We start from the raw sequence: 25,910 nt of genomic DNA on the forward strand, positions 1-25,910 counted from the left end.
AGCGCTCTCTCAACCAGAAGGCTGCTTTACGCAACTTGCCAGTACATTGCTTTTTCAATCGCAGCGATTAAGCGCTCGATATCTGCTGGGTAAACTTCGCCAATGTTGCCGATACGGAAGCAATCGGCGTTCGATACTTTACCCGGATAAATCACAAAACCTTGCTCTTTTAAACGCGTGTAGAACGCTTTGAACTGGTAATCTCTGTGCGTCGGAGAGTAGAAAGAAGTGATGATTGGCGAGTGAAGCGCGTCATCGAGTAGTGGCTTGAAACCCAAAGAACGCATACCAGCAACCAGTATTTTCTGATTAGTTTGGTAACGGTTATAGCGAGCCTCAATGCCCCCTTCTTGTTCCAGCTCTAACAATGCTTGGTAGAAAGCGCGAACCGTGTGCGTAGGAGACGTGAAACGCCATTTGCCGTGGTTCACTTCCATGCAGTGCCACTGGTCGTAAAGGTCAAGGCTCAAAGAACGTGCCTGACCTTGGCACTTTTCGAGTTCCGTTTGTTTCGCAATCACAAAGCCGAAGCCCGGTACGCCTTGAATACATTTGTTAGCAGAGCTGATCATAAAATCGATGCCTAGCTCTGCGATATCGATAGGAATGCCACCAAAGCTCGACATGGCATCGAGAATAACCACTTTACCGTGCGCTTTTGCAGCAGAAGAAAATGCCTCAATTGGGTTAAGCATGCCAGTGGTTGTCTCACAGTGAACAATCGCCACGTGTGTGATAGCAGGATCCGATGCCAATGCAGTTTCCACCTCGTTCAAGTGTGGCTGTGATGTTTCGCCTGGGGAAACAACATGGCATGGAATATTTAGGTAATCAGCGATCTGGGCGATACGCGCACCGTAAGCACCGTTGTCGACAACCAACAATTTTCCATCTTTGCCAATGGCACTGCCTATCGTTGCTTCTACTGATGCGGTGCCGCTACCTTGCATTAGTACGCTGGTGTAGCCGTCTTTCTCCGTCGCCAGTTTTACAAGCTTAGTGCGGATCACTTCGACAATGTCTTTGTTGTATTCATCATCCCAAGTACACCAGTCTTTCAGCATGGCTTCGCGTACCGTTTCAGAAGTAGATAGAGGACCTGGAGTCAGTAGTAGGTATTCGTTTTTCATCTCGATTTCCATCAGAATAATTTAATTGGTCTACACCAGAAATTAGGTTCACTCTAGCAAGGATGAAAAAGGGTCGTAAATAGCCATTCAGTGAATTTCATAAAACTTTCATATCCAAAATTTCACCGATCAGTTGGTCGCCTATTTATCGATAATTTTCTCAAAACTGCCATTTTATGGTCATGATTTCGTCACAAAGGCTCAGTAGGGTGGTTATCGTCAACTGGTACAGACCAAATGAAAACTTAGCCAAATTAACTGGAGAAAATGATGAAAAACCGTTTGATGAAAGGATCGCTGGCTGCACTTGTCTCTCTGCTAGCAACGAATGCAATGGCAGCACAGGAAGTGACGGTTTACACCGCTTTCGAAACTGACATTCTTGCGAAATACAAGTCTGCGTTTGAGAAAGACAACCCAGATATCAAGATTAAGTGGGTTCGTGATTCAACAGGTATCATGACGGCGAAATTGCTGGCAGAAAAGAACAACCCTCAAGCGGAAGTGGTTTGGGGTCTTGCTGGCTCGTCAATGGCATTGCTTAAAGATGAAGGTCTTCTTAAGCCTTACACACCAAAAGGTTTGGAAGAGCTGCATGCGAACCTAAACGACCCTCAATCAAACCAAGCTTGGTTTGGGAATGATGCGTTCTTTAACGCAGTTTGTTTCAACGAAGCGGTAGCGAAGCAACTTAACCTGCCTAAACCAACATCTTGGGAAGACCTAACGAAGCCGGTTTACAAAGGCCACATTGCAATGCCTAACCCAGCTTCTTCAGGTACTGGTTACATGCAGGTGTCTGCTTGGCTACAAAACATGGGTGAAGATCAGGCATGGAACTACATGCGTGACCTAGACAAAAACATTGCACACTACACACATTCTGGTTCTAAGCCATGCGTTCAAGCAGGTATGGGCGAAGTGGCTATCGGTATTTCGATGGCGAGCCGCGGCGCGAAGCTGAAAACACAAGGTGCACCACTAGCGGTTATCACACCAAAAGGTATCGGCTGGGAATCAGAAGCCGTTGGCCTAGTGAAAGAGTCGGATGCAGCCAAGCGTGTTGTCGACTGGTCAATCTCTAAAGCAGCAAATGAGCTCTACGTAGAAATGTACCCAGTGGTTGGACATAAAGAAGTGAAAGCGACCGTATCTAACTTCCCGAACGTTCAAGAGAACATGGCGAAGATGGACTTCGCGCAAATGGGCAGCAAGCGTGCAGAAATCTTAGCGACATGGTCTGAGAAATTTGACGCGAAATCAGAGCCAAAATCATAAGGGTTACGACAAATCCGATTGTCAAAGGAGAGCGGTTGCTCTCCTTTTTTGCATCTTGCGAAAAGTAGAGGCACATTAGTGGCCGGATACTCAGGTAGAAAAGAGGAAGTGCATGGAAATCCAACGTATTAATGCGGAGCAGACACTGCCGCTTCGACAGCAGGTTTTATGGCCAAGCAAAAGCATTGAATTTTGCAAGGTTGATGAAGATGAAACTGGCTATCATTACGGGAGTTATGTGAACGGAGAGCTGGTGGGTGTGGCGTCAGTCTTCTTCAACAATGGCGCAGCAAGACTAAGGAAGTTTGCGGTATCTTCAAGTCAACAAGGGAAAGGGATCGGCTCTCGAATGTTGGAGACGATGATTGAAGATGCTAAGGCGTTGAACGCAGCGGTATTCTGGTGCGATGCGCGTGAGTCGGCGTTGAGAATTTATCAGAAGTTTGGATTACAGAAGGAGGGCGAGCGCTTTTATAAATCAGACATTCCGTATTTCAAGATGAGTTTAGATTTAAGCGTTTAATGTCGAGGGCGTTCATCTATTTGTCATCTTCTGGCTATAAATTTGTCATTGGAACGTAACACTCCAAAACTAAAGTTGGTATATACCATTTGGAGCGTGTGTTATGTCAACTAACCAACATTACCTAAATATCGAAAATGTAGTGAAGCAATTCGGACAGTTCACGGCATTAAAGAAAATCTCGCTAGCGATTGAAAAGGGCGAGTTCGTTTGTTTTTTAGGCCCTTCTGGCTGCGGTAAAACTACGTTGTTACGTGCAATTGCAGGTTTAGATCTACCTACTTCTGGCGCGATTTTTCAAAACGGTCAAGAGACCACATTTCTACCACCAGAAAAGCGTGATTTCGGCATTGTGTTTCAGTCTTACGCGCTGTTTCCAAACCTCACCGTACAAGAGAACATTGCGGTGGGTTTGAAAAACCAAGGTATGTCAACCAAAGAGGCGCTGGAGAAAGTAGAGCAGTGGCTCGAAACGATAGGCTTACCAACCTCAGGGCAGAAGTTTCCTAACCAGTTGTCGGGCGGTCAGCAACAACGTGTGGCGTTAGCGCGAGCGCTTGCTTTATCTCCGGGACTGCTTCTTCTTGATGAACCTTTATCTGCGTTGGATGCGAAAGTACGTGTTCACTTACGTGATGAAATTTGTAAGCTGCAACGAAAGCTGGGCATCACTACCATTATGGTTACGCACGATCAGGATGAAGCGCTTTCGATGGCAGATCGAATTGTGGTGATGAACCATGGCGTAATTGAGCAAGTCGGCACGCCTCAAGAAATCTACCAACAACCGGCAACGCGTTTTGTGGCCGAGTTTGTCGGCAGCATGAATTTTATCGAGACATCTGTTGTGACCGAATCTCAGGTGCGTATTGCTGAGACTCTACTGCCAGCACCAAGTTTAACCAATCGTAAGATTCAACGTGGTGATCGCTTTGATTTGGCGGTGCGTCCCGAGAACATCAAGTTTGTCGAAAACTACCGCAACTCTCTGCCTGTACGCATTACCGCTACCGAGTTTTTGGGCGCATTTTTCCGCGTGGATTGTGAGCTACAAAACGACAGCCAAGCGAAACCAATCGTTGTTGATGTGCCAGTCGAGACGGTGCAAAACTTCAATATTCGCATTGGTGATGTGCGTTACATTCAGTTCTTGGAAAGTGGCTTGCACGGCTATGTGATCCCTTCTCAGGGGAATGCGTTTACAAAAGCGTTGGCGGCATAGGTGCAAACATGGATGCGAAGACAATGACGATGAATAGCCTGACGACTCAAGACAAAGCGAAATCAATGATGGGACGCATTAGCCGCGACAATATCGTGCTGTTTGGCTTGTTGGCGGGTCTTTCCACGATGATGATCTTGTTCATCTTGATGCCATTGTGGGCGATGCTGGCCAAAAGCGTACAAAACAGCGATGGAGAGTTTGTTGGGTTAGCCAACTTTGCGACTTATTTTTCTTCTTCAAGCTTGTGGGTTTCCGTTGGTAATACGTTTAGTTTGGGACTCGTTGTAACGACGGTGGTCGGTATTCTGGCCTTTGGTTACGCTTACGCACTCACGCGTTCATGCATGCCATTTAAAGGTCTATTTCACATCTTAGGTACCGCGCCAATCCTTGCTCCCTCACTTTTGCCTGCGATCAGCTTGATCTTCCTCTTTGGCAATCAAGGGGTTGCGAAAGAGCTACTTGGTGGTCACTCAGTGTATGGTGTGATTGGTATTTCAATGGGGTTGATCTTTTGGACCTTTCCTCATGCTCTGATGATTTTGACCACTTCGCTGCGTACTTCCGATGCCCGTTTGTATGAGGCCGCTCGTGCTCTAAAAACCTCACCGATGAAGACCTTTTTTATGGTGACGTTACCTGCGGCGAAATACGGTTTGATCAGCACTCTGATTGTCGTATTCACGTTGGTGATCACCGATTTTGGTGTGCCGAAAGTCATTGGCGGAAGCTATAACGTTCTGGCGACCGACATCTTCAAACAAGTGGTGGGCCAGCAAAACTTTGCCATGGGTGCGGTAACCAGCATCATGCTGTTATTTCCTGCGGTAATGGCGTTTGGTGCGGATCGTTGGGTGCAGAAAAAACAAAAGAGCTTATTCGACACACGTTCAGTGCCTTATCAGCCAGAACCCAACAAAACGCGTGATGGCCTTTGCTTCGTATACTGTTCACTGATTTCTGTCGCAGTACTGGCAGTGTTAGGCATGGCGGTGTACGGCTCTCTAGTGACATTTTGGCCGTGGAATAAAGCGCTGACGCTAAACAATTACAACTTTGCTGAAATGAGCACTTACGGTTGGAGCCCATTCTTCAACTCGTTAACGCTGGCAGGTTGGACTGCGCTGATTGGTACCGCTGTGATTTTTGTCGGTGCCTACTGTATTGAAAAAGGTCGTGCGTTTGGGCCAGTTCGTCAGGCGATGCAAATGCTGAGCGTGGTGCCAATGGCGGTGCCGGGCATGGTTTTGGGTTTGGGATACATCTTTTACTTCAATGATGTGAACAACCCATTGAATGTGCTTTACGGTACGATGGCGTTTCTGGTGATTAACACCGTAGTGCACTATTACACAGTCGGCCACATGACAGCGTTAACCGCTCTCAAGCAACTGCCTTCAGAGATAGAAGCGACGGCAGCATCGGTCAGGCTGCCTCAGTATAAGTTGTTCTTCAAAGTGACCTTACCGGTTTGTATGCCTGCTGTTTTAGACATCGCAACCTACTTGTTTGTTAATGCATTGACCACCACTTCTGCGGTAGTATTCCTGTACTCAACCGATACGATTCCTGCTTCGGTATCGATTCTAAACATGGACGATGCAGGCCAAACGGGCGCAGCTGCTGCGATGGCCGTGATGATCATGATTGCAGCCGCGATTGCGAAGATCGTTCAGATGACGTTGGGGAAGTGGTTAGAAAGTCGCACTCAGGCTTGGCGTAAAAGATAAGGACACCTCGTGCAGTACGTAAAAATTAAAGATTCGATTGTTGAACAGATTGAAGCGGGCATGCTATCACCGCGTCAGAAATTGCCTGCGGAGCGCAAGTTGGCGGAGTCGTTCGACACAACCCGAGTTACGTTGCGCGAAGCGTTGTCGTTATTGGAAGCCGAAGGACGAATTTATCGTGAAGATCGCAGAGGCTGGTTTATTTCACCTGAGCCACTACGCTACGACCCTACTCAAACACTTAATTTTCCGAACATGGCGAAAGCGCAAAATCGCGTGCCAAAAACGGAGCTGATTGCGGCAAAGGGCACTTTAGCTAACAAGCAATCTGCGCGCTTGTTACAACTGCAGCCGTTCTCTGATGTTTTTCGTGTCGACCGCGTTCGATATTTGGAAGACAGACCTGTGGTGTATGTGACCAACTATATTCGCCCAGAGATCTTCCCCAATTTATTGAGCTTTGATTTGACCAACTCGCTGACCGACATTTATCGCGAGCACTTTGGTGTGGTGTATCAGAAGACGCGTTACCGTATTTCTACCAGTACCTTGCTTGGTGAAGTCGCGCAAGCGTTGCGAGCAACATCGGGCACTCCGGCAATGGTTGTTGAACGCACTAACTATAACCAACATGGCGAGTTGATTGACTGCGATATTGAATACTGGCGTCACGATGCCATCAGTATTGAGTCGGTAGCAGAGCTCAATCACTAATGTTCGCATTTTCATATTCAAAGGCTCCATCTCGGAGCCTTTGTTTTATCTAAACAGGAAAACAAATGGATTTTTTGGCAATCGCACTCGTTGTATTTTCTGCGGTTTTGCATGCAGGCTGGAATATCTTGGGTAAAAGCCATTCCGGATCAGGCATGGCATTCACGATGGCTGCAAGCCTGTCTGCTTGTGGAGTGCTTACCCCATATCTGATTTGGTATTTAATCACGCTCGGTTGGACTTCGTTGCCAGTTGAGTTTTGGGGAATGCTGGCTTTTAGTGGAATAGCGCAAATTGTGTATCTCGTCGGTTTGATCATGGCGTATAAACATGCCGATGTTGGTGTGATTTACCCAATTGCACGCGCTTTGCCGGTCATGATGGTGGGAGGGTTCAGTGTTGCACTCGGCCATGCGCTTTCATCTCAACAGTGGCTTGGTTTTGTGTTGATCACCTTTGGCTGCATTTTGGTTCCGTTGACTCATGTTCGCCAAGTTTCTTTGGTGGCGTATCTAAATGTAGGCGTGTTTTGGGCGTTGATCGCGGCAATTGGCACGACAGGTTACTCTGTGGTGGACAAAGAGGCATTAACGTTACTGACTCAGCAAGCATCAACTATTTTCAACGATCAATACAGCGCGATCTTCTATCTTGGTGCGCAGTTTTGGGCGATGGGCTTACCCGTTTTACTTTGGTGTCTGATCACCGGAAATGATCAAGAGTTGCAAGCGGCTTGGCGAATCCGAAAAAGTGCAAGTATGGCTGGCATTATGATGGCATCGACTTATGGATTGGTTCTGTTTGCGATGACGATGACAGACAACGTGAGCTTAGTTGTCGCGCTGCGCCAGATCAGTATCGTATTTGGTTTATTGATGGGCATTTGGTTGCTTGCGGAAAAATGGTATCTCACCCGAGGTATCGGTGTGGCTTTCATCCTGGCAGGCATTGTGTTGTCTTTAGAAGGTGCTTGAAGCACATAAACTAAAGGCACCGGAATTCAGGTGCCTTAGAAAAGAGGGATGAGTTAGAAACGCATTTGTGCGCCAAACATCACGCCACCAGAATCAAAATCGCTGTTTTTGGCGTAATTGTATTCTAAGTTCAAACCAAAGTGTTTATAGCCCCAGGCGACACCTGCTGCGGCTTCTCCGCCAAGGCTAGACTCGTCATATTCTTTATTCTGGCCATTGTTTTTAAGCGTGTAACTTAACGTGTAGTAAGTGATACCGCCTTTACCGTAAAGCTCAAAACCAGCACCCAAAGGGTAGCTTACGTAACCGCTGATTCGCGGACCGCCATAACTCACGTCGGTGATTTCTGATATTGGGCTAATGAGTACAGAACCAATGCCGTTAAACGCGCCTTTGTAACCTGCTTCAAGGCCGAAGTTTTGGTCGAACATGTAACGGTAATACACATCCCCTAAGAACATGTCGCCGTCATCATGGCCATTATTGACGTCGTAACTAACGTCACCATAGCCTAAATTCGCCCCCACAATGTGTTTGGTTGGCTCGGCATGAGCGGTGACAGAAAGTGCAGACAACAAGCATGCTACGGCGTATTTGTAAGACATAAGGACTCCGAATAGTAAACGAATAAACAAGTATCGCGTGATACGCTGGATTAACGCAGACGCGTCGCAAACTCAGCTTTGGTGTTGTCTAGCCACTCATAACGACGGCGGTACATCGAGCGTTTGGAGCGAGACATTCCCTCAGTATCGCGGCGCGTATCATTCACTTTTAATGCGTAGAAATGGCGGTTGTATTCAATGCCCCCCAACTCTTGCCATAGTGCGTCGTAGTCGGTTTTGATGCGTCCTTTACTGTAACGTCGTGCTGCGTATGTGTGAGATTGCGTTTTTACGGCGAGTATGGTGTTTACTTCCCAGACTTGAGCAATGAGTGTTAGCAAACTCACCATCAAGCTTTTTGGTCGCTGACCGTACAGTTTTCGAGTCAGTTTTTTGATTTTTGCGTTGTTTTCTTCACTGCTTCGAGGGCCTTGTAGGCCACCTATCATAATGCAGCGCCCTGTGTCTACATGACCAACGGTAAACGAAAGTGTGTAGAAGTTGCCGTCTTCAGCGCTGTGCAGCACAAGACTCATGTCGCCTTCTTTTTGGTAACGTGCTTCGTAAACCAATCGAACCGAGTACTCGATGCCATCGATTTCAAATGAGGTCAGCGTTAAGCCTTTTGAGTCGGTGTAAATCTCGGCAATGGTCTCTTTAGAAAGCAGTTCTGAAATCGTTTTGTAGTGATCAACCACCAAGTTGGAGCGATCAAAAGCAGAGTTATTCTTAATGATGTACGGGCGAAACGGTTTTTCTAGGAATCGGTGTGTACGCGTACAAAGCATGTCTAACAAAGACGATTCAATGTTGTTCGCAAGGTGTTTGAATGCTCGTTTGTAGTAAAGCGCACGCATGATGAACTTCATTCTATATACCCAAATAGGGTTATAGGTGTTGGCGTACTCATCAGCATAGATCACTTTGGTATGATCAAAAATGGATTTATTTGCAGTCATTTTCACTCCCGACTCACTTAAGAGCTTGTCTTAACTGGGGTTCTGTTTTAACAGCACGAGAAATAACAGCGAGGAACACGAAAATGGAGAGATGCACAAGGCATAAATAGGAGGTGTGTTCTTGCTGATTCCAACGTACTCAAAATTAATTTTGAACAGTGTTCGTTTGTTCGGGATTCTAAGAGAAAAACCACGGCAGGTATTGTATGAGTGAGTAAGGAAGTGTCAGGGATAGGTCTTTGCTAGAGCATATTTCAAGTTTGAAAAAGATCGAATTGGGTCATAAACAAAAGCATGCACAGAACCAAATTGAACAAAACTTGAACATAATTTGAAATTAATTTGACGTGCTACAGGTCTTTATACGTAACTTATAGGTATCGAACCAATGCAGGTTCGATAGTAAGGAAGTAAAGGAGAGGTTTATGAAACGCTTAATTACTTTAGCAAGTCTTCTCGCTCTGACTACTGCACCTTCTGTTGTATTTGCTGGTGGCTATCAGTGGACGAACAATACGCAAACTATTCACGGTGCTGTCGTGGATAGTAAAGAAGCGGCTTACGATATGGGGCGAGTTATGCTCCAAGATTACCAGAACAAATCGTCTGGCCAGCTTAGAGACGAATTTACTCGTAAGTCTGAGTTTGTGGATCGTCAGTCATTTTCGATTACCGATTCAAAAGTGACGGTCGATGAATTTATGGAAAGTAATGGTCAGGTGACTTACCAGCCAGTAGTAAATGTGACATACGAATACCGTATGCGCGAGCCTGGTAGGTACTAACTGACGCTATTCCCCTTAATCTATCCCTAATAGTTAATATCATTGCATTTTTTGGAGGAGCCACGCTCCTCCTTTTTTGTGCTTTTCGGTTCTTTAAAATCGCCCGTCACTTTGCCGCGTGGCGTCATTTTTTCTTACGCGCAGCGATAGTTTTTCTTGCTCGTTGAAACTGCGCATCGTTTGTACAGTGAGCTTCTCGAAAACAAGTTCATGAATGACACGAAGGAAAAACAATGGCACACCTATCTTACTGGTTTAAGCAAGCGCTTGAACTTGAACAGCCTCAACCAGCTAAGCCTCTGAATGAAGATATCAACGCTGATGTCGCGATTATTGGCGGTGGTTACACCGGACTTTGGACCGCCATTATGATCAAACAGCAAGCACCGAAAAAGCATGTTGTTGTGATAGAAAAGGGGCTGTGCGGTAGTGGCGCGTCTGGAGCGAATGGTGGTTGCATGCTGACTTGGTCGACAAAGTTTCCGACCTTAAAACGTTTGTTTGGTGAAGCTCAGGCTGCTTGGTTAGTCAAAGAGTCCGAACAAGCCGTGCTTGAAATTGACGCGTTTTGTAAACAGCACCATATTGATGCTAAGTTGTCGCTTAAAGGCGTGTATTACACTGCAACAAATCACGCGCAAGCGGGCTGCATGCAACCTGTCGTCGATGAGCTTTCACGTTTAGGCGTCAATAGTTGGCGTCGCTGCAAAGAAGATGAGCTGCACGCAAATACAGGCTCGCCCCGTCATCTTGAAGGTTTCCATTCTTCGGTTGCTGCTAGCGTCCAGCCCGCCTTGTTGGCTAGAGGTTTGCGCCGAGTCGCATTAGAAATGGGGATCGAAATCTTCGAAAACACACCAATGACCAAATTGGATTTTGGCCAACCAGTTACCGTGAGCACTCCTGACGTACAAATACAAGCAAAGCAGGTTGTGCTGGCATTAAACGCATGGATGGTGGAGCACTTTACACAGTTCAAAAACAGTATCGTGGTGGTTTCTTCCGACATGGTCATCACCAAACCGCTTGGTGAGTCGTTACGGAAAACGGGCTGGCAAGCGGGAACGAGCGTGTTAGATTCGCGTATTTTTGTTCATTACTACCGCGATACGCCAGATGGTCGCCTCATGTTAGGCAAGGGAGGCAATCAGTTCTCTTTCAACAACCAAGTGGACGTGATGTTCAATAAACCAACTCGTTATCAAAATCTTCTAAGGAAGTCATTCGATAAACTTTTCCCGAGTTTGAAAGAGGCGGAGTTTGAATACTCATGGACAGGAGGATCCGATCGCTCAACCTCCGGCTTTCCATTTTTTGGGAAGTTGAACGAGCAACGTAATGTCTTTTATGGTTTTGGCTATTCAGGTAATGGTGTTGCGCAGACTCGCATGGGCGGAAAAATCCTCTCTTCTATGGTGTTAGGGTTGGATAACGAATGGACTCGAAGTGGCTTAGCCAAAGGACCATTGGGACATTTTCCTCCAGAGCCGTTTCGCTGGATTGGCGCAATGACGGTGCGTAATGCGGTACGCAGAAAAGAAGAGGCAGAAGATTGTGGTCAAAAGCCATTTATCTGGGATAAGTGGCTGGCAAAACTTGCAGGGCCAGCAGGCAAAGCGGATAAGCTCGACTAAACTGAAGACTTTAGCCACAAACGAGACAGTTTGCAGTGAAAGTCGTTGGGGCGGGCTTTCGCCTTGTGTTAGCCTCTCTCTTTCAAGCTCAGATTCAAAAGGTGAGTAACAGAATGAAAATATTCAGCAACTTCGACAGCGGTAGCATCCATGTCGTTAAAGCGGATGATAAAAATGACATCCAACTGAAAATCCCTAACGACAACATGTCGGAATTCTACCAATGGTTCCACTTCCGCTTAGAAACTGAAGCAGAGCAGTCACACACCATCAAACTGCTCGATCTAGCGAAGTCAGCATACCCTGAAGGTTGGCAAGGTTACGACGTTGTTGCGTCTTATGACCGTGAAGAATGGTTCCGTATTCCTGCTGAATTTGATGGTGACACATTAACGTTTACTGTGATCCCAGAGCGCAGCTCTATCTATTTCGCATACTTTGCACCGTACACTTATGATCGCCATCTCGATCTACTGCACATGGCGCAAAGCGCGCACCACTGCAAGCTAGATACACTGGGTCATACCCTAGATGGTAACGACATGAGCCTACTGACTTTTGGTGAGCCAGAAGAAGGCAAAAAGAAAATCTGGATGATCGCGCGTCAGCATCCGGGCGAAACCATGGCCGAGTGGTTTATGGAAGGTATGATTCAGCGTCTGCTGGATGAAAACGATACGGTTGCCCGTGCATTACTTGAGAAAGCAGTGCTTTACGTTGTACCTAACATGAACCCAGATGGTGGTATTCGTGGTCACCTACGCACGAATGCGGTTGGTGTAAACCTAAACCGTGAATGGCAAACGCCTTCAATGGAGAAAAGCCCAGAGGTGTTCCTTGTTCGTGAACGCATGCTCGAAACGGGCGTGGATATGTTCTTAGATGTTCATGGTGATGAAGCGATCCCATACAACTTTGTTGCAGGCTCTGAAGGCATTCCATCGTACGATGAAAACTTAGCGGCGCTGGAAAATGCATTCAAACAAGCACTGTTGACTATTACGCCAGAGTTCCAAGATGAAATTGGCTACGACAAAGACGAACCAGGCAAGGCAAACCTGACGGTTGGTTCAAATTGGGTTGCCGAGCAATTTAAGTGCTTATCGTACACAATTGAGATGCCATTCAAAGACAATAACAACCACCCTGATCCGTTGTACGGTTGGTCTCCTGAGCGCAGCGTGATGTTTGGGCAAGACGTGCTTGCAGCAACACTTGCGGTGACCGACAAAATTTAAATGCAATAGTTCCACAGCATTGATTCATTACCGAACAGCTCATCTTTGATGGGCTGTTTTCTTTCCTGTTATTCGCATTTCTTATTGTAAAAATTAGTTGCCATTCATCCATTTACTGAGTTCTTCTCAAGTTTGAGAAACTGCAAAAATAGGGTGATTTGCATCACAGAAAAGTGCTAAGAGTGTGATATTCTCCGCAACGAATTGACTATGGCTAAACCAATGTCGTTGGATTTTCTCCTCAAATGAGAGCCCACGTTTAGATAATTAACGTGTGATCGAGAGGTGGTGGTATCCGTGTTACATCATTGGCGTTCGAATATCATTTTTTGATTCCTTCCTACGAAATTTAGCTGTTTCTATTCAACTAAAAAGAGAAAGTTGCGGCTTCACATGATAAGCAGCGACTTGCTTAATTTGTGTTGCTTTGTGTACAAGAAAAAGGAAAAAAATAATGAAAAAAATCGCTATTGCAGTGGCTACTGTACTTGCTGGTGGTGTGATCTCTAACGTTGCACTTGCTGACACTTACATTGGCGGTAAAGTAGGTTACAACTCTCTAAACGATGCATGTTACCTAAACGAACCTTGTGACGACGACAGCTTTGCAGCTGGTATGCACATTGGTTACAACTTCAACGAATACGTTGCTGCAGAATACGGTGTTGATTACCTAGGTGATTTCACGGCTAACTTCAAAAAGCCTGGTCTAAACACAGTTGATGGTGACCTTTGGGCGTTGACTCTAGCTCCTAAATTCAACCTACCTCTAACAGATTCTTGGAACCTGTTCGCTAAAGTAGGTGCGGCATACATGATGGCTGGTGACGAGAAAGACTTTGTTCCAACTGGCTCTCTAGGTGCTGAGTACAAAATCAACTACAACTGGAGCCTACGTGCTGAATACCAACGTTACCAAGACATGTCTGACGACATCATTGATGACATGGATTCTGACTTCTTCGGTATCGGCTTCAACTACAAGTTTGGTTCTGAGCCAGTAGTTCAAGAAGAAGCAGTTGAAGAAGTGGTAGAAACACGTCCATCTACTCGTATCGTTGAGCACGTGTACCCAGCTCAAACAGCAACAGTACAATTCGGCCTAGAAAGCGCAGAAGTGAAAGATGCATCAGCACTTTCTGGTACAGTTGATCTAATGAACACTTACCCACAAGCTAAAGTTGAGATCACTGGTTACAGTGACACAACGGGTTCTGCTCAGTACAACCAACAGCTAACTGAAAAGCGTGCTAAAGCGGTTGCTAATGAATTCGAAGCGAAAGGTATCGCTGCTGACCGTATGACAGTTAAAGGCATGGGTGAAGCAAACCCAGTTGCTAGCAACGAAACTCGTCAAGGTCGCGAAGCGAACCGTCGTGTAGAAGTAGTTGTTCCTGCGTTTGAATACCAAACGACTGAACAAGCTCAATAGTTTGTTGCTAAAGCCAACAAAGCAAAAAGCCAGCGTTTATCGCTGGCTTTTTTGATCTTGTCTTCAAACTTATGCTTGCATGGAACCGAGACGGTTGTTGGGCTGTATATTGAAATGACGGCGGCGGCGTGCGCTTTGCTTGTTGTTCATCATTCTGTCATCACAGATTCATAATATCGATGCTCCGTTTAGTAGGAGAGCATGATGCAAAACCTCCCACCACTTAATGCCCTGAAAGCCTTTGAAGCAACAGCCCGTTTGCGAAGCTTTACAAAAGCTGCAAAAGAGCTAAATGTCACTCGCGCGGCGGTCAGTCAGCAAGTTAAATCGTTGGAACTTCAGTTAAACGCGATACTTTTTGAGCGCAATGGTGCGCAGCTTTTATTAACACAAGTTGCCCAAGCCTACTTGCCTGTTGTTAGCCAGACTTTGCAGATGCTATCTGTCGCAACTCAACACCTTTTTGCTCGCCAGAAAAATACTCAACTGACGCTTCATGTTGCTCACAGCTTTTGTTCTCAATGGTTAATGCCGCGCTTGGCTGATTTTCATCGTCAGCACCCTGATGTCGTGATAAAAATTTCAACGACTGCCAACACGGTGCCGAATACTAGTGCCATTGCGGATGTGGAGATCATCAACGGTTATGGAGAGTGGCAATCAGAGCAGGCTGTTCAACTTACCCAAGAAAACTGGATAGTGGTGGCGAGCCCTGGTTTTTTAAATCTTAATTCGGTCATTCATCTTACCGATATCGCGCTAGCGCCTAAACTGTGCACGGGCGGATACCATGAATCGTGGCAAGCTTGGCTGTGTTTTCAGGGCTATGAAGGCAAAGTGAGTAAACCTATCGCCGAGTTTGAACATTCCTTACTAGCCATTCAAGCGGCGGTGAATCAGTTAGGCATACTGCTTGTTAGGGACTTTTTAGTGGAGGATGAGCTACAACAAGGACTTTTGGTTCCGATTGGTGGATGGTCCATGCCAAGCGCCAGCGCGCATCATATAGTGGTAAGGGAAAGCGATAAACCGCAAGTTGAGGCTTTTACTCATTGGGTCATGCAAAGTCTATAAGCTTAAAAGTCTTGCATCTTCGAATAAGTGAAAGTGGTTTCCTGCGATTGAGCTAACAAAGTTGGGTGCTTTTTGGTCGGTAGTTAAAACAAGATTCGTTACTTAAGGTATAAAATGACGCTTGTTTCAATCGTCGCCCCAAATCTGATCGAACAAGGAAAAGTCATGGAAATGCTACAAGGTGGTCGGGACAATGCCATTTATCGTACTGGTGATCGCGTTAGTCGTCCGGCAAGCTTTTGGACGATGACCGTCCACCAGTTGTTAAATCACCTTCATTCCAATGGATTCACGCAATGCCCCAAAGTGATTGGGATTGAGGGTGGCAAAGAGTGGCTGAGCTTTGTGGAAGGAGATACCTTCAACTATCCACTGCAAGGTTCTATTGCTTCTGTTACTGCACTTTTATCCGCGGCCAAAATGTTGCGTAGAATGCATGATGCTTCAGAAGATTTTCTCATTTCACATCAAAGCGAAGTGTGTCATTGGATGCTACCTGATCGCGCTCCCCAAGAGGTGATCTGTCACGGGGATTTTATGCCATACAATGTTGCACTAAATGGTGAAACCGTGGTTGGTGTATTCGATTTTGATACCGCACATCCTGCTCCTCGTTTATGGGACGTTGCTTTTTCCATTTACGGTTGGGCTCCTTTTAAAACGGATGAAAATGACCGAATGGGCAACTTGGAACAGCAAATTCAACGCGCCAAGCTGTTTTGTGACGCGTATGGCTGCTCAAAATTAGAGCGAGAAAATCTGGTGGATGTGATGACGTTAAGGCTCACGGCTTTGGTTGATTACATGAGACTGATGGCAAGCAGCAGGGATGAGAGATTTCAAGCTAATTTGGAAGAGGAACATCACATCGCGTATTTGCAAGATATCGATTATCTGCGTCAACATCACCAAGCGATTACTTTGGGCATACTAAAAGAACGTTAGTTTGCAATCACGTGTTTAATCTTATCAAATAACCATAGATTTAATGGTGCGTGTTGCTGTGAACGCCGACAACTCATCACGTAGCTGACATTCAATTCTAAGCGGTTCGGTAGTGCGATACTTCTGCATCCCTGCGGGACATGGTCACTCATCGTGATACCGAAATGATCGGTTTGAAGGATGATTTTGTGGATCATCGCTGGGTGTTCTATTTCCACTTTTGGCGATGCATTAAAGCCAATGTTCTTCAAGCGTTCCAACAGAGGGTATCGGTAGTCATTCCATCCTGGTGTTTTGAAGAGTAAAAAGGGGTAGAGCTGCAAGTCATCAAAATCTTGCGCGGGGTGATCTTTGCGAACAAAAAAGACGGCCTTTCCTTTTCCCAACTCTTTTTGTGCGACCGATTGAGGTAAGTCCTCATCAAAGTAGTGGATTGCGACCGCATTTTCACCATCTATTAAACGGTTTTTAGCTTCGTTTCCCCAGCGCAGAAACGAAAATTTGGCTCGAGGTGCTTGTTTTAGCAGGCTCAAGTAAAGCTCATCACCGAAGTAATCCCAAAATAGCGTGTTGGCATAAATCGACAGTTGCCCATCAAAGGTCTCTGGGGAAAAGTTTTGCGGCTTAATGGAGTCCACACTCATCAGAATCTGTTCGAAGTGTGCCATGTTTGTTTCAACAAACGTCGTCGGCTCAAAGCCATGTTTCGTTTGCACAAACAGAGGATCATCGAACTGGGTTTTCATCTTGGTGAGGTTTTTACTGATGGCTCCGGATGTTTTTCCTAACGACTCTGCGACTAACCGAACATTGCGCAGCTCATACATGCGCTTCAGCACAAGAATGTTTTGAATATCCAGATTAATAGCCATTCTTTACTCCAACAATTCGGCTCGCTTCACATCATAGCGTTGAGCTGATCATCCAAAGACAGCAAACGGTCAATTTTCTTGAGGCATCTATCGGAAGTGAAGAAAGCGGGATTTCCATTTGGTAAATCAGGAGTTTCCTCGTCTCATCCCCTTTGCGTTGATACAGTTTCTACATCGACACAGGTACAGACAATAACAGAGGTGATGTATGAAAAAACTAATCGCATTAGGCTTGATGGTTTGCTCAGCGAATGTGGCATTTGCGGCGGATGGCTCATACACAGGTACCATTGACATGACAATGAGCAATACGAACCAAGTGGATGTTGAACGCGCAAACTCGCAACTTACGTTGAAAGGCCGTAATGAAGCGATGTACGGCGGCGTGATGATTCAAACCGATGCATCTACCCAACCGATTGAACTTCGTGGCCGCCGCGATTAATCGGTCACGTTGTCATTACGAAAATGCCGCGATGAATTCGCGGCATTTTTGTTTGTTGATTGCGTATGTAATCAAGTGGCGGTGCGAAAGCGATTAGCTCTGTACCTCGACACCCGCTTCAATCTCGACAGGTTGCGCTTGTGCTTCGCTTTCTTTTGCCGCATCCAGCATTTTGCGAATAACAACCGACGCTGCCATAGCAATCGCCACCATCACAACCGCTAGTACAGTAAGCAATTGGAAGTAATCACCGTATACGGTTTGTACGATTTCTTGAGTGATCTCTTGGCCTTTTTCCATCGCAATCGATGTTGAGAAAGCGGCACCAACGATACCACTCAGTGCGATAGCAACGGAGAATAGACTAACCGAGAAGTTCTCGATGTGTTTTGGTGCTACAGACAGAATGAATGCCACAACCATTGAACCAACGATAACTTCCGCAATGGCTTGGAAGAAGTGAATCGCCAAGAAGATTTCAGGCATGATCACCACATCTTCACCAACGGTTGTGACCGCAAACGTTAGGATGCCAAATGCAATTGCAGTGAGTACAAACGCCATCGCGATTTTAGTCGCTGTCGAAAGGTGAACGTCGCGTTTTTCAAGTATACCGAAGAAACCCGCAACAATAGGGCCACCAACCATACACCAAAGTGGGTTCATTGCCATTGCTGCTTCTGGCTCAAGTGGGATAAAGCCAAACAGTGAGCCTTTCAAAGTATTGATTGCCACCATGTTCATTGACGTCATCATTTGTCCGTAGTACACGAAGAAACACGTAGTCAAGAAGGTCACAATGAGGATGGTGCCCATCTTCAATGACTCGGCTTTGCTGGCTTTCAGCATTAAAGAGACGAAGTAAAGAATCGCAGCGCCACCGATGGCATAAACGATGTTTTGACCAATATCCATGTTTGAGAACATGAAGAACACCAACGCGATCATGGCGACGGAAATCAGTGCGAAGAATACCCAGTTTTTCAAGCTTACCGCTTTTTGGTCAAGTTCAGCGGCTACACCAGTTAGGCCCTTTCTGAACATCAATAACATCACAAGCGCAGCGCCTGCCATGACGGCAGAGATGGTAAAGCCGCCGTTAAAGCCAATTACCAGCACGATCATCGGGAACAGGTACTGGCCTAAAAAAGCGCCGACATTGTTCACGGAATAGTTGATTGGGTAACCTTTTTCGAAATCTTCTTGTGATTTAAAAGTGCGTTTGTAAAGACTTGGGTAAGAAGGTGACATCAAACCACGGCCGTAGCTTGCTAGAGCGATACCACACATCGATAAAGGAACGTTTGTCGCCGAAGCACCAAGTACCAGCAAAACGTAACCCGCAGCGAACGCCAGAAAGGCGATGGACAGAGAGCGGTAAGCTCCTAAAAACTTATCCGCAATAAATCCGCCAGCGATGGCAAACAATGGCCCAATGGCAGAAAAAGCGCCCACGATCATCATCGTATCGGCTTCGTTGTAATTTAGATCTTCTAGAAAAAAGCGAGTTAAGCTCACTAACACGCCATAAAATGATAAGCCAAACATCATTTGGCAGAACATCATAGATTTGTTTAGTTTATTCCACATAATTTTGTACTCACATTAGCGGAGAAAGATAGTGATTATTTCTGTTAAATGTTACTTGAACGAGATATTGAGTATTGAAATAATTGTCGCATAACTGACAAAAGACGCACTATATTTTCTAATGTGAAGTTTGTTATTTGCTTATCCGTTGTTCTAGATCAAGTTGATAAATGTAGTTATAAAAACTAATTTATAAATTATTATCAAAACAAAATGCTAATAACGAATTTAACGTATTGAAAAATAAATGATGGAAAGCAGGCGAGTATTGATACAAGGAAGGGAAGAAATCGCACTGTTGATGCTAAGTGCCACCAACAATGCGATGTGTAAAGAAAGATGCAAATTATGCGTACTTATTATTCACATGGTGGTGCCATATGGATGATTGCCAAACCACCTAGAGATGTCTCTCGATATTTCTTATTCATGTCTTTACCAGTTTGGTACATGGTTTCGATAACTTTATCTAATGAAATAAGACATTTGCTAGTGCGTTTTAGTGCCATTCGTGATGCGTTAATCGCTTTTACTGCGCCCATCGCATTGCGTTCAATACAAGGCACTTGAACCAGTCCCCCTATTGGGTCGCAGGTCATACCGAGAGAGTGTTCCATTGCAATTTCAGCTGCGATACAAATTTGCTCGTTGCTGCCTCCTCGCAAGGCGGTTAGGCCAGCCGCTGCCATAGAAGAGGAAACTCCCACCTCACCTTGACAGCCCACTTCCGCCCCAGAAATGGACGCGTTGGTTTTGTATAAAATACCAATCGCTCCAGCAACGGCGAGAAAGTCTTTTAATTGCTTAAGGTCCAGCTCTTTGATGAATCGATGGTAGTACATCAATACTGCTGGGATAACGCCTGCGGCACCGTTGGTTGGTGATGTGACGACTTGCCCGCCTGCCGCGTTCTCTTCGCTGACCGCAAAGGCAAACAAGTTAATCCAGTCCATGATCTCCATTGGATCATTTTCTACTGCTGCATTCGCTTCTAGTTTTTTCAACAGATTCGGAGCTCGGCGAGTGACGTTCAAGCCACCTTCAAGGATCCCTTCAGTATCGAAACCACGCTGCATGCACAGTGACATCACTTTCCAAATTTGTTCAGCTCTTTGGTCAATTTCTTCTTGCTCTCGAAATGCCAGCTCATTTTGCAGAATCATACCACCAAGGCTGAGGCCATTTTTCTCTGCTTTTTCCAACATTTCGTCTGCGGATGAAAAAGGGAAAGGTACTTCTGCGCTGGCTTGTTGGCCGCCATGTTCGAGCTCTGCCGCTGTCGCAATAAAACCACCACCGATAGAGTAGTACGTCTCAAAGGCGACTTGATCTCCTGCGGCATCGAGCGCGGTGATCGTCATACCATTTTCATGCAGCGGCAGGTTATCGCTGTGAAATACAATGTCGTGGTCGTAGCTAAACTCAATTTGATGAGAGCCAGCTAACGATAAGGTATGGTTTTCGATGGTGTGTTGCAGTGCACTTTTGGCACTGGTCATTTTGATGGTATCGGGCTTATTGCCCATCAACCCTAGCACTGTGGCTCGGTCAGTGTGGTGTCCTCTACCAGTCAGTGACAAAGAGCCATATAAGTCAACTTGCACCCGACGCACTTTCGCCATAGAGTCGCTAAGTAGTTGAGTGAAATGGAATCCGGCGAGCATAGGACCGTTAGTGTGGGAGCTGGATGGCCCGACACCGACCTTAAAAATATCGAAAATCGACAGCATAATTGACTTCCTTCAGCAATGAACCTTTCATAGGTCTCTAGAACAATGTTGTTAACTAGATGTTAATGCCTGCAAGGCGGTTGGCAAAGAAGATTTTTGTAACTATGCCAAAGACCACACAACAGTGACTTTGTCGCAGGGGAAATTGAGAGAGAAGTATGAAGTTAGGTAACGTGGTCATCGTACTAGGTAAGCGATTGGTTAATAACCAATTGAGTGCCGAAGGCATCTCGAGAGTCGAAGCACTAGCCGCTAAGATCCGCGAAATGCCAATGGAGAATACTGCTCTCGTATTTTGTGGTGGAAAAACGCAAGGACAAAGCATTTCGGAAGCAGACGCTATGTATGCATATTTTCAGACCCTGAATACGTCGCTGGCCAAGCCTTTTCCGACAAGCCAAGTCCTGCTTGAAAATCGCTCTTTGAATACGTTTGAAAACATGCGAAATGCAGCGAAAGTTCTGTGTGAAAGCGGTTTATTTCCGTTACCGTCTCAAGCGGCGGTTGAGGTCATTTTGCTATCAAACGCCTACCATCTTGAGCGCATATTAGAAATTCAAACGCTAATGGATGAGCAAGGCTTACTGCGCGTGATCAAATCTCAATGCGCGTCCGTGGGTTTAGATTTACACATTTCTCTAGATATTCAGAAGCACATTAGCGTGCCATACCCACATCAAGGACCACAGGCAGAAGCGTTTCTTTTACTTGATGAACTGACGACGTATCGAGTGTATCTGGAGGGCGTTAAAAGTGGGGCATTTCAACGAGATTTAACTAGCGTTCGAGCACAGCCTTTGCTGCGGGCTAAACAAGCAATAAATCAACTTCGCGCTTTACCGTTAGAAATGGATGTTTTGCAGCAAATTGCGGAAATGAAAAAGGCCATCGAAATGACGGCCTTTGATGAATCGGTTGCAACAGCAGAGCGAGCATTGGAAGTGTTTCATCCCATTTTAACTGCGCTCAATCGCCGTTTAGATCCCGAGTCTATTCAGTGATTTCGCGTCGCATACGAACAGCACTCAACGCAATCAGACAGTAGCAAAGCAGCTCCATGCCTTCTTCCGAAATGTTCTTAACATCGCGGATGTAGCTTTCATTCATGACTTGCTGCCAGAAGCTTCCCATACCGTAAAGGCGAGAGAAAACAAGCAGTAGAACGACGGCACCAATCAAGAGCTTCATGTGCGGAACTTGTAGAATGCGTGCCATTTCGTTCACTGTACCTTTACCACCTTGGTAAGCTTTTGCGCAAGCCAGAGCAGTGACGGTTAACGCAGGGAATACCCACGATCCGTGACGGATCATATCCATCCAGTAGTCCAGTTCGCGAATTATCAACACAGCGAAGAAGCCGGAAATCAAAATAGCGGCGTGTTTAACTTGTTCTTCTTGCTTAGAAAGTTGGAAGAACGACCATGAAGCAATCGCCAGCATGATCACTTGTAAGGTTTCAGTGATAGAGACTTCACCCAAACTTGATCCCAATACTACGTAATCAAGACGAATACTCAGATTGACGAGAATACTGATCGCAACAATCATCAATGCGCTTAAACACGATTTGTAGATGATGCGTTTTGACTCATCAGTAATCACGTTGTTTTGTGCCGTTTCGGCTTGTTTAACTATTTGTGTTTTCATCCTGACCACCTGTTTCCAGAAAAATGTGGAAGAAATGTGAATTTGTGTGATGTTGGGCATGATTTTATTGACCAAGTGGAAAGTATTGTCAGAGGAATGTCAGGAATAGAACGCTGTTCGATATTATATTTGCATACGGTAAAGTCAGAGTAGTGTGAAGTTCCTGTAGGAAAATGCGGATATTAAAGAACAAAAAAGGAGCCGATTGGCTCCTTAGTTATTGAATAATATTACTATTTATTAGATTCGAGTTTATTGCTAGTCACTCTCTTTGTGGTTGTTACGGTAGTATTCCCACTGTTCAACACGTTCATCGTCAGAAAGCACACAGTAAGTTACACGCTCACCGTTCTCTGACACAGTGTCCAGTTCGCCACCTTGTTGTACACAGTAAACGGCCGCCGGATTGGCAACAGAGGTGTACTCTGTTGAGCGAGTTGCGCCGTCATAAGTTGAACAACCAGCAAGTACCATTGTCCCTGCCATAGCCATCATTAAACTTGTTTTTTTCATCTTTATCTCCGCATGGGATAGGCGAGTATTGCCTTGATTATAGGCAACTTTCGTCAATTATTGTCTTATCGATGTTAAAAGTAAGAAGGGCGTAGACATATTTAGAAGAATTTTAGACATTTCTCATAAAGAGCTTGCTAGTACGTCACATCTGTTGCGGATACATAGTGAATGTATCGAGCGTAAGCCGCTCAACAAGACGCGAGCTCGTGAACGGTTTAGTACACTTTAATTGGTTAGGTATCGCTACTTTGGCTTGCTTATTAACACAACGATGATTTAAAGAGTGAACTCCGGTAGTATGCGCGCATCATATTTACGGCGGTATTTTCGATGAGACATTTACAATCGACCATTCATCCAGAACTCGACCATCTGGACGATAAAATTATCTTTCAGCGTAATGCAGCGCGTGCCATTGTACTTGATGGTGAAGATGTGTTGTTGCTCTACACAGAGCGTTATCACGATTACACGCTACCTGGTGGCGGAATTGATGAAGGTGAAGACGTTATTGCTGGGCTAGTTCGTGAACTCGAAGAAGAAACGGGGGCGCAAAATATTCATAGCATCAAACCATTCGGTATTTTTGAAGAGTTTCGTCCTTGGTACAAAGACGATGCCGACGTGATGCACATGATTTCGTACTGTTACACATGCAAAATCGATCGTGAGCTGGGTGAGACAGCGTATGAAGATTACGAAGTGAAGAATGGTATGCGTCCAGTTTGGATGAATGTCCATGAAGCGATAGCACATAACGAAAAGACGATGGCAGAAAGCCCGAAGAAAGGAATGAGTATCGAACGTGAAACGTTCTTACTTCACCTGATCGCTAAAGAGTTGCTTTAGCTGTCACCAGAGTGCCGAAGACTGAGCTCATACCTATTGAATGGGAATGAGCTTCAGTAAGCGTTTTTAGAAGTGGTTAGGAAGATGTGTTTAGGGATTTCATCATTCACTTCTTTACGCAATTAAGCGCAATAAAAAAGTCCGAGCTCCCCCCCGGAACCCGGACTTATTCCAGACGCGCAAGCGAAGCGTCATCTCGATATTCTGAGTTTTGTTTCAAACTATGAAAACAATAGCCGTTTTATATTTAGTGTGTAAATAATTAATAGGTCCAACCATTGGTTTTCATCTTTTTTGCACACGTAATGTGATGCATATCTATCCAATAAACAAGTGCAAATTGGACTATTATCAGTAAACCACTACTCTTTCTTATTCTTGAGATACATTACCTTAACTTTTTTGCACACGTTTGCATCGAGATCACGAGTTTTTAAATTAGCAGAACAGGATCTTGTAATTTTACGTTCTTCTGACATTCGGTGTTTTGGTGATTATTATCACAAATTAACGAGTGGAGGAAGTCGACTAAAGTCGATCAGAGGCTGTGATGGTGCCGCAGATTCAGAAGCAAATAAAAGTAACGGCTGAAAAGAAGAGTGTTGTAACTGTCCGATATCTATCAGTTTTTCCAAGGCGAAGAAACGACTGACGTACTGATGTGTTTCTTTTGGCAGAGTGAGCTGTTGGAAGTCATCGGAGCCCGCTTTCTTTATAGCGCGAGCAATTCGGCCTTCTCCTGCATTATAGGCCGCCAGCGTTAATGCGAGGTTTTGATCAAACTTGTTGTATAAAAATGCCAGATAGTCCAATGCAGCTTTCGTGCTGGCTTGGGTATCGAAACGCTCATCCACATTCGAATCAACCGTTAAACCAAAGCGCATCGCTGTTGCAGGAATCAATTGCCATAATCCCGCGGCGTTGGCGTGAGAAACGGCTTTTGCGTTGTAAGAAGATTCTAGCATTGGTACCAAAACGAGACTTTTGGGCAGTGACTTGCTTTTGAGTTGCTTAAAGATGTGGTCGAGAAGTGGATTGACGGAAGTGAGACGTTGGTCGATTTGTAATTTATAAGGCGCAAGAACCTGATACTGCTGTTCTATATCAGTAGTATTGGGTTTTGCCTGGCAAAGAAAAGAAGTGCTGAACAACAAACAGGCAGAAATAAAAAGGCCTACAGTATCCAGCCGAGATGGCGGCTGAATCTGTAGGCAAGACGACCATCGTTTAAAACGATTTATCTTCATAAGTGTGTTGCACAGGTTGTTTGAGTTGACTGACTAACTCATGGAACGCAGCAGAGCTTTGGCCATTGCTCTGGTTGTATTGTTGGCACTGCTTGATGAGTGTCTCCAATAACGTCCACTGTTTTCTCGCTTGCGCACCAATCTTGGCAGGCAAAGCGTTGAAAATTCTTGTTACGCTGGAGTCATTACACGGTAACCCCAGCTCACGCATGCATTGGCTTCTTTCATTAGAAGAGCGGCTCAGCTTATTGAGTATTGGTGTTTGTTGCTGAACGTTGGTGTTCAGTGCCTCACCATCAAACTTCAGATACAACGCCTTTTGTTGTTGAAGTAGGGTCAATAATTGCTGATACAGTTTGATGTCTTCAGAAATTGAACGAACAAAATACTGAATTCGCTGCGATGCCGCGCTTGCCATGGTGTATTCCTAATGCTGTGCTTTTACTCGTGACCAGTATGGAATTGCATAATTGCCTTAGATAGCGCTTTTGTATCTAGGCTCAATTCGCCGCGTGCTAGCGCGTTACGAACTTGCTCAACTTTTTCCATATCGACGTCTGGTAGCGATTTCATTTCTGCTTGGGCACGATCAATTGCTGCTGTGTTTGCTTGAAACGCAGGCTCGCTTACTTTGGTTTGTTCCATTGTTTCAACAGGCTTTTTACTTGCTTGTTGGAAATTTGTTTGTGGGACATGACCGCCCGCGACTTTGTCGATTTTCATGCTGTGGTCCTCATCATCATGTTCTAAATCCAATAGGCGACAAGG

Annotated in this window: 26 protein-coding genes; 15 read left to right on the top strand and 11 right to left on the bottom strand. The window is 45.4% G+C overall.

Annotated elements, in window-relative coordinates; all coding sequences use genetic code 11:
- Positions 1-26 precede the first annotated feature (26 nt).
- Positions 27-1,130, bottom strand: coding sequence for a 2-aminoethylphosphonate--pyruvate transaminase (phnW, locus tag ACF8CV_RS00865; RefSeq protein ID WP_138937841.1), 1,104 nt, complete (start codon positions 1,128-1,130; stop codon positions 27-29).
- Between the two features lie 267 nt (positions 1,131-1,397).
- Between phnW and ACF8CV_RS00870 the strand changes: the two genes are divergently transcribed.
- The 6 genes from ACF8CV_RS00870 to ACF8CV_RS00895 all read left to right on the top strand — a co-directional run bounded on the left by ACF8CV_RS00870 (position 1,398) and on the right by ACF8CV_RS00895 (position 7,574).
- Positions 1,398-2,408 (top strand): putative 2-aminoethylphosphonate ABC transporter substrate-binding protein, encoded by a 1,011-nt coding sequence (locus ACF8CV_RS00870; RefSeq protein WP_025533230.1) that lies wholly within the window; start codon positions 1,398-1,400, stop codon positions 2,406-2,408.
- A gap of 112 nt (positions 2,409-2,520) precedes the next feature.
- Positions 2,521-2,931, top strand: coding sequence for a GNAT family N-acetyltransferase (locus ACF8CV_RS00875; RefSeq protein WP_029804988.1), 411 nt, complete (start codon positions 2,521-2,523; stop codon positions 2,929-2,931).
- Positions 2,932-3,034: 103 nt separating this feature from the next.
- Entirely contained in the window at positions 3,035-4,153 is a 1,119-nt protein-coding gene (locus tag ACF8CV_RS00880) for a putative 2-aminoethylphosphonate ABC transporter ATP-binding protein (RefSeq protein WP_025536258.1), read from the top strand.
- Positions 4,154-4,161: 8 nt separating this feature from the next.
- Positions 4,162-5,886 (top strand): putative 2-aminoethylphosphonate ABC transporter permease subunit, encoded by a 1,725-nt coding sequence (locus ACF8CV_RS00885; protein WP_025522305.1) that lies wholly within the window; start codon positions 4,162-4,164, stop codon positions 5,884-5,886.
- Positions 5,887-5,895: 9 nt separating this feature from the next.
- A complete protein-coding gene (gene phnR / locus ACF8CV_RS00890; RefSeq protein WP_005463955.1) occupies positions 5,896-6,600 on the top strand; it encodes a phosphonate utilization transcriptional regulator PhnR in 705 nt (234 codons plus the stop codon).
- 65 nt (positions 6,601-6,665) lie between these two features.
- The gene (locus ACF8CV_RS00895; RefSeq protein ID WP_025575102.1) at positions 6,666-7,574 is read left to right on the top strand and encodes a multidrug transporter; all 909 of its coding nucleotides are present in this window, start codon (positions 6,666-6,668) and stop codon (positions 7,572-7,574) included.
- Positions 7,575-7,627: 53 nt separating this feature from the next.
- Here the strand turns inward: ACF8CV_RS00895 and ACF8CV_RS00900 are convergent, their stop codons facing one another.
- A complete protein-coding gene (locus ACF8CV_RS00900) occupies positions 7,628-8,179 on the bottom strand; it encodes an outer membrane beta-barrel protein (protein ID WP_017448000.1) in 552 nt (183 codons plus the stop codon).
- 50 nt (positions 8,180-8,229) lie between these two features.
- Positions 8,230-9,138: a VirK/YbjX family protein gene (locus tag ACF8CV_RS00905; protein ID WP_025505036.1), complete on the bottom strand. Its 909-nt coding sequence runs from the start codon at positions 9,136-9,138 to the stop codon at positions 8,230-8,232.
- Between the two features lie 425 nt (positions 9,139-9,563).
- On the opposite strand from ACF8CV_RS00905, the gene ACF8CV_RS00910 reads away from it, so the two are divergent.
- The 6 genes from ACF8CV_RS00910 (at position 9,564) to ACF8CV_RS00935 (ending at position 16,246) form a co-directional block, all read left to right on the top strand.
- Positions 9,564-9,923, top strand: coding sequence for a DUF3316 domain-containing protein (locus ACF8CV_RS00910; protein WP_020841762.1), 360 nt, complete (start codon positions 9,564-9,566; stop codon positions 9,921-9,923).
- Positions 9,924-10,156: 233 nt separating this feature from the next.
- On the top strand, positions 10,157-11,557 hold the full coding sequence (locus tag ACF8CV_RS00915) for an FAD-dependent oxidoreductase (RefSeq protein WP_138937840.1): 1,401 nt from the start codon (positions 10,157-10,159) through the stop codon (positions 11,555-11,557).
- A 113-nt stretch (positions 11,558-11,670) separates the two neighbouring features.
- A complete protein-coding gene (locus ACF8CV_RS00920) occupies positions 11,671-12,795 on the top strand; it encodes a M14-type cytosolic carboxypeptidase (RefSeq protein WP_005481455.1) in 1,125 nt (374 codons plus the stop codon).
- 454 nt (positions 12,796-13,249) lie between these two features.
- Positions 13,250-14,227: an OmpA family protein gene (locus ACF8CV_RS00925; protein ID WP_015312861.1), complete on the top strand. Its 978-nt coding sequence runs from the start codon at positions 13,250-13,252 to the stop codon at positions 14,225-14,227.
- Between the two features lie 204 nt (positions 14,228-14,431).
- Entirely contained in the window at positions 14,432-15,301 is an 870-nt protein-coding gene (locus ACF8CV_RS00930; protein WP_029805660.1) for a LysR substrate-binding domain-containing protein, read from the top strand.
- A 165-nt stretch (positions 15,302-15,466) separates the two neighbouring features.
- Positions 15,467-16,246 (top strand): phosphotransferase enzyme family protein, encoded by a 780-nt coding sequence (locus ACF8CV_RS00935; protein WP_171055905.1) that lies wholly within the window; start codon positions 15,467-15,469, stop codon positions 16,244-16,246.
- Here ACF8CV_RS00935 and ACF8CV_RS00940 read toward each other — a convergent pair.
- Positions 16,243-17,118, bottom strand: coding sequence for a LysR family transcriptional regulator (locus tag ACF8CV_RS00940; protein WP_023624802.1), 876 nt, complete (start codon positions 17,116-17,118; stop codon positions 16,243-16,245). The genes ACF8CV_RS00935 and ACF8CV_RS00940 overlap by 4 nt on opposite strands.
- A 208-nt stretch (positions 17,119-17,326) precedes the next feature.
- On the opposite strand from ACF8CV_RS00940, the gene ACF8CV_RS00945 reads away from it, so the two are divergent.
- Positions 17,327-17,563, top strand: a complete 237-nt coding sequence (locus tag ACF8CV_RS00945) for a hypothetical protein (RefSeq protein WP_005464033.1) — start codon at positions 17,327-17,329, stop codon at positions 17,561-17,563.
- Between the two features lie 93 nt (positions 17,564-17,656).
- Here ACF8CV_RS00945 and ACF8CV_RS00950 read toward each other — a convergent pair whose 3' ends face one another.
- Positions 17,657-19,153 (bottom strand): peptide MFS transporter, encoded by a 1,497-nt coding sequence (locus tag ACF8CV_RS00950; protein WP_025629881.1) that lies wholly within the window; start codon positions 19,151-19,153, stop codon positions 17,657-17,659.
- A gap of 359 nt (positions 19,154-19,512) precedes the next feature.
- A complete protein-coding gene (locus tag ACF8CV_RS00955) occupies positions 19,513-20,883 on the bottom strand; it encodes an L-serine ammonia-lyase (RefSeq protein WP_025499386.1) in 1,371 nt (456 codons plus the stop codon).
- Between the two features lie 158 nt (positions 20,884-21,041).
- Here ACF8CV_RS00955 and ACF8CV_RS00960 point away from each other — a divergent pair, with 158 nt between their 5' ends.
- Positions 21,042-21,884 carry a YdcF family protein gene (locus ACF8CV_RS00960; RefSeq protein ID WP_042765958.1) on the top strand — a complete coding sequence of 281 codons (843 nt, stop codon included), beginning with the start codon at positions 21,042-21,044 and terminating at the stop codon, positions 21,882-21,884.
- On the opposite strand, the gene ACF8CV_RS00965 is transcribed toward ACF8CV_RS00960, so the two are convergent.
- Both ACF8CV_RS00965 and ACF8CV_RS00970 read right to left on the bottom strand, forming a co-directional pair.
- Positions 21,874-22,530 carry a hypothetical protein gene (locus ACF8CV_RS00965; protein WP_005481502.1) on the bottom strand — a complete coding sequence of 219 codons (657 nt, stop codon included), beginning with the start codon at positions 22,528-22,530 and terminating at the stop codon, positions 21,874-21,876. The two genes, ACF8CV_RS00960 and ACF8CV_RS00965, sit on opposite strands and share 11 nt — an antisense overlap.
- A 258-nt stretch (positions 22,531-22,788) precedes the next feature.
- Positions 22,789-23,043 carry a DUF333 domain-containing protein gene (locus ACF8CV_RS00970; RefSeq protein WP_069547840.1) on the bottom strand — a complete coding sequence of 85 codons (255 nt, stop codon included), beginning with the start codon at positions 23,041-23,043 and terminating at the stop codon, positions 22,789-22,791.
- A gap of 333 nt (positions 23,044-23,376) precedes the next feature.
- On the opposite strand from ACF8CV_RS00970, the gene ACF8CV_RS00975 reads away from it, so the two are divergent.
- Positions 23,377-23,895, top strand: a complete 519-nt coding sequence (locus tag ACF8CV_RS00975; protein ID WP_005464022.1) for an NUDIX hydrolase — start codon at positions 23,377-23,379, stop codon at positions 23,893-23,895.
- Between the two features lie 500 nt (positions 23,896-24,395).
- Here the strand turns inward: ACF8CV_RS00975 and ACF8CV_RS00980 are convergent, their stop codons facing one another.
- From ACF8CV_RS00980 to flgM, 3 genes are read right to left on the bottom strand one after another with little or no spacing between them, the layout of a single operon-like run.
- A complete protein-coding gene (locus tag ACF8CV_RS00980) occupies positions 24,396-25,142 on the bottom strand; it encodes a lytic transglycosylase domain-containing protein (protein ID WP_025579533.1) in 747 nt (248 codons plus the stop codon).
- Positions 25,123-25,560 carry a flagellar export chaperone FlgN gene (flgN, locus tag ACF8CV_RS00985; protein WP_005463929.1) on the bottom strand — a complete coding sequence of 146 codons (438 nt, stop codon included), beginning with the start codon at positions 25,558-25,560 and terminating at the stop codon, positions 25,123-25,125. The genes ACF8CV_RS00980 and flgN overlap by 20 nt, the downstream gene beginning before the upstream one ends.
- Before the next feature lie 23 nt (positions 25,561-25,583).
- On the bottom strand, positions 25,584-25,865 hold the full coding sequence (gene flgM, locus ACF8CV_RS00990; protein WP_005464040.1) for a flagellar biosynthesis anti-sigma factor FlgM: 282 nt from the start codon (positions 25,863-25,865) through the stop codon (positions 25,584-25,586).
- Positions 25,866-25,910: the final 45 nt, after the last annotated feature.

It is taken from the genome of Vibrio sp. zbq_1 (genome assembly GCF_043102935.1).
GTDB classification, from domain to species: Bacteria; Pseudomonadota; Gammaproteobacteria; order Enterobacterales; family Vibrionaceae; genus Vibrio; species Vibrio parahaemolyticus.